Source organism: uncultured Eudoraea sp. (assembly GCF_947258925.1).
In the GTDB taxonomy this organism is placed as follows: Bacteria; Bacteroidota; Bacteroidia; order Flavobacteriales; family Flavobacteriaceae; genus Eudoraea.
In genome coordinates this window covers 108,917-117,614 of sequence record NZ_CAMYKG010000005.1, presented here as the reverse complement: position 1 = coordinate 117,614, position 8,698 = coordinate 108,917, and the positions used below count along the sequence as shown (strand labels likewise).

The window sequence follows — 8,698 nt, the reverse complement described above, 5'->3', positions numbered from 1 at the left end:
TGCATCCCCTTAGGGGCTCTTAGCTCAGTTGGTTCAGAGCACCTGCCTTACAAGCAGGGGGTCACTGGTTCGAATCCAGTAGGGCCCACATCAAGCAGATAACCTGCGCCAAACGGCGCAGGTTTTTTTATTCCATTTAGAAAGCCAAACTCGTTTGAGCTTTTGTTAAGGAATAAAAAAAAGCAGGCTTTTAGCCTGCAAGTTTTCTATTTGCAGGAGCGGTTTCCCGATGGATATCTAATCCAGTAGCAGGGAAAGAAAGAGCTACGCAGCCCTATTTGCGGCTGCGTGTTTTCTATTTGCAGAAGCGGTCTCCCAATGGCTCACTGAATAGGATGAGGTAATCCAGTAAGGCCCACATCAAGCAAAAAACCCACGCCGACCGGCTTGGGTTTTTATATTCACGTAGAAAGTCAAATTTCTATTTGAGGAATGAAGTGAACATCCAATTTCTTTTTTCCAATGCTCTCAAAAAGTCTGTCAATATTTGTTCTGTGGCAATGTCACCGGTATCGAGAGATGAACCAATGGCGGACATCATATTGTCATGCAGAATTTCGAAATCCCTTAGAACTTCCCTTACCATTTCAATGGCGGAGAGATTTTGCTTTGTTTCCTTTATTTCAGAAAGTTCCAAAGTCTTCTTCATTGTAAAGTTTGGTTTAATTCCGAATACCCTTATTCGTTCGGCAACAATATCAATATTCTGTTGTACAGTATTGTATTCTTTTTCAAATTCTTCATGCAGCTCAAAAAATTCGGGGCCTTCTATATTCCAGTGAAAGTTTCTCAACTTATTGTAGAAGACATGATAATTAGCCAACAATGTATTAAGATTAATGACTATTTCTGCTGTCTCTAAATATGTAAAACCTAATTTTTTATATTCTTTACTTTTTGGTGTTTTAATGTTTTCCATTTTTTTTATTGTTTTTGAATTAATTCGTGATAAATTTTCTACTATGAGCTTTAACCCTCGAAGACGATATTGTAATCGTTTCTTAGATGTTTAAAGCATTTATAGTGTTTAAAATAAGGAGAGAAAAATCTCCGGAAGAGAAGAAGTTAAGCCAATTACTTGACTTAGAAAATTACCTGTTTTAGAAAGAGTTTCATATTATTCATGTAATTAATCTAATATATATAGTGCAGAAAGTCAAGTTTTTAACATCATTTAACCTTTGCTAATAATTCTATAGATGATAGCGGCAATGCCACCCGGCAATTTCAAATTTCAGAGTAAAACTTTTGATAGAGTAATTGTTTTAGGCATTGATTGAATTTGAAATATGCTGCATTTTCAGAACAAACAGACCCTGTTAAAAGACGTATTTTCATCGTAGTCATCTATGATATGAATTCAGGTTTTATATTGGTTGCACAGGTAGCATCCTGAAGGAGCCCGGGGAAAGCTAAATCATGGCAGTTAAAACTTCTCGAGACAAAACTCAGATCCAAACCATAACAGTCTGCACAACATCATGAGCTCTTAACCGTAAGGATTGAAATAAGGGCTTAAATCTTTAAGGGTTCTTTATTTGTAAGGTTAATATCCTCCAATAATTGGTCGGTAAACTTAAAATGTCCTTTGGTAGTAATAATTTTAAAAACGGCTTCGTTCAGACGACTATAGGTGTCCAATAATAACCATTTTGACTTTAAAATGCTGGGTTTGTCTAATTTAAGACTGATATCGAAGTAGTGTTTTTTCCCGTTCTTAAAGGCTGATATGTCTGGCACCATGTTAGATCCGGTACCTTTCTTTAAAAAGCTCTTGGGAGTTTCGTAACCAGGCATATCGGCTTTGATATTTTCAAAACCCTGAGCTTGAAGATGATTAACTGATTTTTCTAAAATTGCTCTGTTTTTTAATTTTTGCTTTCTTATCATTCTTATAATTTAACAGAATTTTTACAGTATCCAAATTATCTTAGGCTTTTCCGGGATAATTAAAAACCCGTTTCACACAGAAGGATACAGTCTATAAGGTTATTTTTTTAAATTTTCGGGACCTAAGCAGTTTCGGTTAATGGTATTAAAAAAGCAATACTTTTCCTGGCATAGCATTTTAATTTGATGAGGAAAGATAAATTGTTACCTTTTGTTTTGTTGTTCTTTAATGGTTTCCTTATCAATATCAAACTTATTGGTATCAATGTTGATATTCCCTGTAGGATTGGTAGGATTGGTTTGTTCTACTTTTCTTTTAAATTTTCTTTTATCTCTAATATTTCCCATAATATTTATTTTAATATTCCTTTATATGTTAAAGGATGAGTGGGAGAATATCAAATATTGAAGACTAAAATTTTGTTAATATGCTATAAAGAGATCTAAATGCATTGACAGTATAATCCACCAACTTTATCCTATTATATTGTATGGATTGTAAATTTGAATGTATAAATTTAAGAAGCAATTAAGCTATTACTTCTATCCTTTACCTATGTTATGTTGGCAAATGAGATAAATAGGATTCAAACGAATTGGTTCTATTGATCCATTTTCATGGTTACCTTTTTATATACAAAAAGCAATTTTCAGTTTTCCGGGATGATCAGACTTTCGTGTTTCAGGAACGATTGTAAGGTCAAATTTTAGTCGTTTTTTAAATTCTTCCAGAATAGGAAAAGGATAATCTGACCATTGAATTTCCCTTTTAACTCACAGCGCAAAAATCGAGCAAGAGAATAATAGTTAAAAACAAAATATGAAAACTAATTTAAAAATAGTTTTATTCATAATAGTTATAATTTACTTATTCCTGTGAAGCCGCATTTATGGTTGTATTCAATTCTTCCTCCGACAGCCATCCACCACCAAGTGCTTTATAAAGTTTTACATAAGCATTGAAAAGTTCCTGGGTAGTTTCAGATAGACTTAATTGTGCTTCAAATGCCTGCCTTTGACTTTCAATTAATTCAAGGAAACTGGTAACTCCCTTATCGTATCGTTCACCCGATAGATATTGCGCATTGTTCGCCGCGGCTACATGGTCTTTTCTGGCCTGTCTTTCTTCCTTAAGCGTACTTATTTCCACAAGGGCATCTTCTACTTCCTGAAAAGCTATGATTATGGTTCGCTGGTATTCATACAGAATTTGTTCAGTTATCTTTCGCTCAATTTCCACCCGACGTTTATTTTTACCAAATTCAAACAAAGGCCCCAGAAGACTACCGCTAATAGCCCAGGCTGCCGGATTGGAGGTGATAGTAGAAATATCACCACTGGCAACACCAAGTAAGCCCGTAAGACTTATGGATGGAAATCTTTGTGCAACTGCTACGCCAATTCTTGCATTTTGCCCGTGTAACAAAGCTTCAGCCCTAAGGATATCCGGTCTTCTTTCCATTAGCATTGAGGGCAATCCCACAGGAATATCAGGAGGTAACTGCTGTTCCTCCAGCTCAGTACCGGTGGTAATAGGTCCCGGACTTCTACCCAGTAAAATACCGAGTGCATTTTCTGTTTGGGCAACAGACCTTTGGAAAAGAGGCACGGCAGAAGCTGCTATAGCCCGTTGAATCTGAGCCTGGTTGAGGTCAATTTCAGGAACAATGCCTTCGTCATACCTTGCCTGTATGATATTTAAGGACTTTTGTCGTAACTCCAGGGTTTGCCGGGAGATGTATTCTCGCCACTTAAAATCCAATAATTGGTAATAGGTGCCTGCAATGGAAGCAATTAAGCCTATTTGTACGGTTCGTTGTCCATATTCAGAAGCCAGGAGTTCTGCCCTTGCGGCTTCATTGGCACGTCTGAATTTACCCCAGAAGTCCAGTTCCCAACTCAGCGTTCCAAAGCCGGTGAAAATATTTTGGGCTGAAAAATCAGGGCTGGGTGCCCCGGCAATGACATTCCCTCTTTGAGCACTAAGGTTATAACCGATCTTTGGCCACATGTCTGCCTTAGTGAAACCCAATTGTGCCATGGCTTGCTCTATCCTGGAAGAAGCAATAAGTACATCTTTATTCTCCTTTAAACCAATGGCAATTAAGTCTGCTAAAACAGGATCATCAAACAATTCCCACCAACTAATATTGAGTACAGAATCTGTCATGGCTAATTGAATACTGTCATAACGGTAAACTGCAGTGGAATCAATTTCAGTACGCTGTGTTTTAAAACCGGGACCTACTTTACATGCTTCAAACAAAAAGATGGTACTTAAAGCTATAAGTATAAAGGAAATTTTGGTTTTCATTTCTTTTATCTTTTTCATCTTAACTTGAAGTTTCATTTGCAGTCGCCAATTCCTTATCCCGTTTTTTCTCATACCCGGCAATCTTGCCAATCAGGATAAATAACATGGGATAGAAAAACACCCCCAGAATTGTTGCCAAAGACATTCCCCCCAATAAAGCCATACCCATTACTTTCCTGGATTCTGCTCCGGAACCCGAGGCAATAACCAATGGAAAAACACCCAGGATAAATGAGAAAGCAGTCATTAGAATGGGCCTGAATCTCGATTTGGCAGCTTTCATTGCTGCATCATAAAGGCTTGCACCATCCTTAAATTCTTCATTTGCAAATTCTACAATTAAAATCGCATTTTTTGCGGCCATACCAATAAGCATAACAAAAGAGACCTGTGCAAAGATGTTGTTTTCAAATGTTGGACTAAATAACCGGGCTATCCATAAAAATACGAGCGCTCCAAAAATGGCAAATGGTGTACCCAAAAGAATTGAAAAAGGTAAAGACCAACTCTCATATTGTGCTGAGAGTATCAGAAATACAAACAGCAGTGAAAAGGTAAGGATGATCATAAGCGATCCTGATGCTTTTTTCTCCTGGAACGACATGGCATTCCAGCTGTAGGTCATGTCCGCCGGAAGTACTTCGTCTCCAACTTCCTCTAAGGCAGCAATTGCATCTGCTGAGGTATATCCGGGTGCCGGAGAGCCCGTAACCTCAACAGCCCGGAATAAATTAAACCTGTTCGTATAATCGGGCCCTGTAATAGGTTTTACACTTGCTATAGTTGCAAGCGGTACCATATTCCCTTTGCTATTTTTAACGAAGAAATTATTTATCTGTTTCTCATCGACCCTGTATTCCGGTTCAGCCTGGATATAGGTTTTATATAGCCTTCCAAACCTGGTGAAGTTGTTCACGTACGCTCCTCCCATAAAAGCCCCGATGGTTGTATATAAATCATTTAGTGAAACCCCTAGTTTGAGGGCTTTTTCCTTGTCAATATCCAGGTATCTTTGCGGAACATTTGGTTGGAACGAAGTAAAGGCCGCTCCAATTTCGGGCCGTTCGTTGGCAGCTTTGATAAATCTCATGGTATTTTTGCCAAGGTATTCAGGAGTGTTGCCTGCGCGATCCTGAAGCATAATACTAAAGCCCGAACCACTCCCCAAGCCCGGAAGAGCAGGAGGGCCAAAAGCAAAAACCTGTGCCCCTTTCAATTTTTGGGCAAATTCTATGTTCAGATCCTTAATTACTTCCTTGGCAGTCTTATCCCTATTGCCCCATTCTGTAAGGGTAACAAAAAATAGCCCGCTATTTGGCACTGCAGAAGCGGAAAGTAGACTAAATCCGGAAACAGAAGTTAAATATTCAATATCAGGGTTATTTAAGACGATTTCTTCAATTTGTTTGTGTATTTCATCTGTACGCTGAATAGATGCAGCATTGGGCAGTTGTGTATTAATGTAAAAATAGCCCATATCTTCCTCAGGAATAAATCCACCGGGCACAAGGCTTCCAAATATTATGGCACCAATGGTAAATATGACAATATAAACGACCCCTCTTTTTAGTTTTCTGGAGACAATGCTGGTATAACTCATATAGGAATTTGTGGACTGATCCATCCCCTTATTGAACTTCTCAAAGAATTTGCCCAAAACCCCTTTGTAAGGTTTTGGTTCTTTTAAAAGTAATGAACAAAGTGCCGGACTAAGAGTCAACGCATTTACAGAAGATACAAGCACAGATACCACAATAGTAATAGCAAACTGCTGATAAAGTAACCCTGTTATTCCTGCCATCCCTGCAACCGGAATAAAAACCGCTACCAATACAAGGGTCGTTGCTATTACAGGTGCTGTTACCTTTTTCATTGCATCAAATGTAGCTGCCCTCGTATTCATACCTTTTGCTATGTTCACCTGCACAGCTTCCACCACAACAATAGCGTCATCAACCACTATTCCAATAGCCAGCACAAGCCCTAAGAGGGATAAAACATTTATAGTAAAACCCAACAGCGGAAAAAACATAAATGTTCCAATCAATGAAACAGGAATTGCAAGGGTAGGGATTAAAGTGGCCCGCCAATCCTGAATAAATATGAACACGACTAAAACTACAAGGAACAATGCTATAATAAGGGTTACTACAATATCCTTAATGCCGGCTGTTATGGGTAAGGTAGAGTCTAGAGCTACATCATACTGAATGCCTTCAGGAAAGTCTTTGGAAAGATTATCCATCTCTGCAATTAAATTCTCAGCCAATTCTACCGCGTTGGATCCCGGTGCCTGATAGACCGTTACAATTGCACAGGTTTCTTTGTTCACCCGGGGAATCATGGCATAGGTTTCAACGCCAAGATTTACAGTAGCTATATCCTTAATTTTAACCTGGGATCCATCTTCATTGGTTCTCACAACAATATCTTCAAAAGCCTCAACAGAATTAAATCTTTCCGGTAAACGTACTGTATAGGTGAACTCGGTACCCGGGGGTGCCGGTTCTGCTCCAAATTTACCACCCGGCACAATAACGTTTTGCTCGTTAATTGCATTAAGGATTTCAGGTACCGTAATCCCCATTTTAGAGAGCAGGTCTGGTTTTACCCAAATCCTCATGGAATAGTCAGACGTTCCAAGAACATCAACACGGCCAATACCTTTAATTCGCGATAATTGATCTTTTATGTTGATCAAGGCATAATTTCCAAGAAAATCCTGATCATATCTTCCATCAGAAGATAATGTCATTGCCAGCATAATGTTTGGCAACGATTTTTTAGTAGATACCCCAAATTTTGTCACTTCCTGCGGTAGTTTGGCGGAGGCCGCAGATACCCTGTTTTGAGCCAGTACGGTATTCATATCCGGATCTGTGCCCACATCAAATGAGATATCAATGGTCATGGTACCATCATTGGAATTGGTTGATTTCATATAAATCATATTGTCCACTCCATTGATTTCCTGTTCTAATGGAGTGGCAACAGATTCTTCAACACTGATGGCATTGGCCCCGGTATATCTCGCATTTACCTGAACAATAGGTGGCGTAAGGTTTGGATATTGTTCTATAGGTAAACCTAGAAGGGATACGAAACCTACAATTACAATAACAATGGCAATTACAATTGCCACTATGGGTCTTCTAACAAAAAAATTACCTGAGTCTTCGGCCATAATAGGATTAATTTTCAGAAATTTTGCTTTCGTACTTAGTAACCACGGGTTTTACTTCCATACCTGTTGCTACCTTTTGCAAACCATCAATTAGTACCTGTTCATTTTCCGTTAAGCCCGATCTAATAAGCCATAGATCACCTATTCTGTCTGAAACTTCTACTTGCTTAGATTTTACAATATTACCTTCATCTATGACAAAGACGGAATACCGACCCTGCAATTCCGTAACACATTTCTGCGGCACCAGAAGCGCATTTTCCGCAATTTCAAATTCGACACGAACTTTGGCATACATACCTGGCCTAAGGAGTCCGCGGGTGTTGTTAAAAGTCGCCTGGACCAATATTGAACCGGTTTCCGAATCAATGGCCCTTCCCAGGAACTGCACACTGCCTTTCTCTTCATAAGTTGTTCCATCTGCCAGGATTAACGTTAGATTTTCCCGGTTTTTGGGATTCTTACGATCTACAGTCCCATCTTCAGATACATTTTGTTTAAAATCCCGGGCAATTATTAAATACTCTGCCTCTGTAAGGAAAAACTCAACCCGCATTTTACTTATATCCGATACCACATTTAGAATCACCGGGTTAGGTTCTCTCCCAACAAATTCCCCGGTTCGCGCCTCAGTTTTACCTATCAGGCCATCTATCGGAGAGCTTATTCGGGTATAACCCAGTTGTATTTGAGACATTCTTAAATTGGCTTCGGCCGCATCCAGGGAAGAAAGGGCAGCATCTCTGCTCGCCTGGGCAGCATCCAGGTCACTTTTACTAACGGCATTAATTTCGGCCAGGGGTTTATACCTCGCCAATTCATTTTCGGCATTTACAAGATAAGTTCTGGCTTCGGCCACCTTGCTATCCATTGAAGCTACCTGTGTTTCAAAAGGTTGTGCATCTATGGTATATAGCAATTGACCTTTTTTAACGGGATAACCTTCTTCAAAATGAACACCAAGAAGGTATCCCTCTACCCTGGCCCTGATAGGTATATCCTGAAACCCATATACCTGACCTACAAATTCTCTTGATAAGGGGACATCCTTTTTAATGACTTTAATAACCTGTATCTCCGGAGGCGGTAATTCCGTTTTTTTGTCCTTACAGGATGTAAAAATCGTAAGCCCTCCCAGTATTAAAACGTATAAATTAAAATAGTATTTGTGCTGCATAGAATGGATGATATAAATTTTACTACAAGTAAAACAACTTTAAGCGACTTAATATTCGCATCTTCGTTTTAGCTTCAAAAGCTATAAATATAACTAATTTACTTTCCTAATTGACCGGGCTATACAAATGTTT

6 protein-coding genes and 1 tRNA gene are annotated in these 8,698 nt (G+C 38.9%); 1 reads left to right on the top strand and 6 read right to left on the bottom strand.

The window, feature by feature from the left end:
* Positions 1 to 13: 13 nt before the first annotated feature.
* A tRNA-Val gene (locus tag Q0X77_RS03130) sits at positions 14 to 88 on the top strand.
* Positions 89 to 421: 333 nt separating this feature from the next.
* Here Q0X77_RS03130 and Q0X77_RS03125 read toward each other — a convergent pair.
* From Q0X77_RS03125 to Q0X77_RS03100, 6 genes are all read right to left on the bottom strand, one after another.
* On the bottom strand, positions 422 to 919 hold the full coding sequence (locus Q0X77_RS03125; protein ID WP_297792862.1) for a DNA starvation/stationary phase protection protein: 498 nt from the start codon (positions 917 to 919) through the stop codon (positions 422 to 424).
* A gap of 596 nt (positions 920 to 1,515) precedes the next feature.
* Positions 1,516 to 1,890: a hypothetical protein gene (locus Q0X77_RS03120; protein WP_297792859.1), complete on the bottom strand. Its 375-nt coding sequence runs from the start codon at positions 1,888 to 1,890 to the stop codon at positions 1,516 to 1,518.
* 204 nt (positions 1,891 to 2,094) lie between these two features.
* A complete protein-coding gene (locus tag Q0X77_RS03115; RefSeq protein WP_297792857.1) occupies positions 2,095 to 2,238 on the bottom strand; it encodes a hypothetical protein in 144 nt (47 codons plus the stop codon).
* A 520-nt stretch (positions 2,239 to 2,758) separates the two neighbouring features.
* Positions 2,759 to 4,222, bottom strand: coding sequence for an efflux transporter outer membrane subunit (locus Q0X77_RS03110; protein ID WP_297792854.1), 1,464 nt, complete (start codon positions 4,220 to 4,222; stop codon positions 2,759 to 2,761).
* Position 4,223: 1 nt separating this feature from the next.
* Positions 4,224 to 7,388: an efflux RND transporter permease subunit gene (locus Q0X77_RS03105; RefSeq protein WP_297792852.1), complete on the bottom strand. Its 3,165-nt coding sequence runs from the start codon at positions 7,386 to 7,388 to the stop codon at positions 4,224 to 4,226.
* Between the two features lie 7 nt (positions 7,389 to 7,395).
* On the bottom strand, positions 7,396 to 8,565 hold the full coding sequence (locus tag Q0X77_RS03100; protein WP_297792850.1) for an efflux RND transporter periplasmic adaptor subunit: 1,170 nt from the start codon (positions 8,563 to 8,565) through the stop codon (positions 7,396 to 7,398).
* Positions 8,566 to 8,698 lie beyond the last annotated feature (133 nt).

Bases quoted from the DNA above. Each gene is read 5' to 3' on its own strand.
- Q0X77_RS03120 (WP_297792859.1), bottom strand. From the start codon at position 1,890: ATGATAAGAAAGCAAAAATTAAAAAACAGAGCAATTTTAGAAAAATCA.
- Q0X77_RS03100 (WP_297792850.1), bottom strand. From the start codon at position 8,565: ATGCAGCACAAATACTATTTTAATTTATACGTTTTAATACTGGGAGGG.
- Q0X77_RS03115 (WP_297792857.1), bottom strand. From the start codon at position 2,238: ATGGGAAATATTAGAGATAAAAGAAAATTTAAAAGAAAAGTAGAACAA.
- Q0X77_RS03125 (WP_297792862.1), bottom strand. From the start codon at position 919: ATGGAAAACATTAAAACACCAAAAAGTAAAGAATATAAAAAATTAGGT.
- Q0X77_RS03110 (WP_297792854.1), bottom strand. From the start codon at position 4,222: ATGAAAAAGATAAAAGAAATGAAAACCAAAATTTCCTTTATACTTATA.
- Q0X77_RS03105 (WP_297792852.1), bottom strand. From the start codon at position 7,388: ATGGCCGAAGACTCAGGTAATTTTTTTGTTAGAAGACCCATAGTGGCA.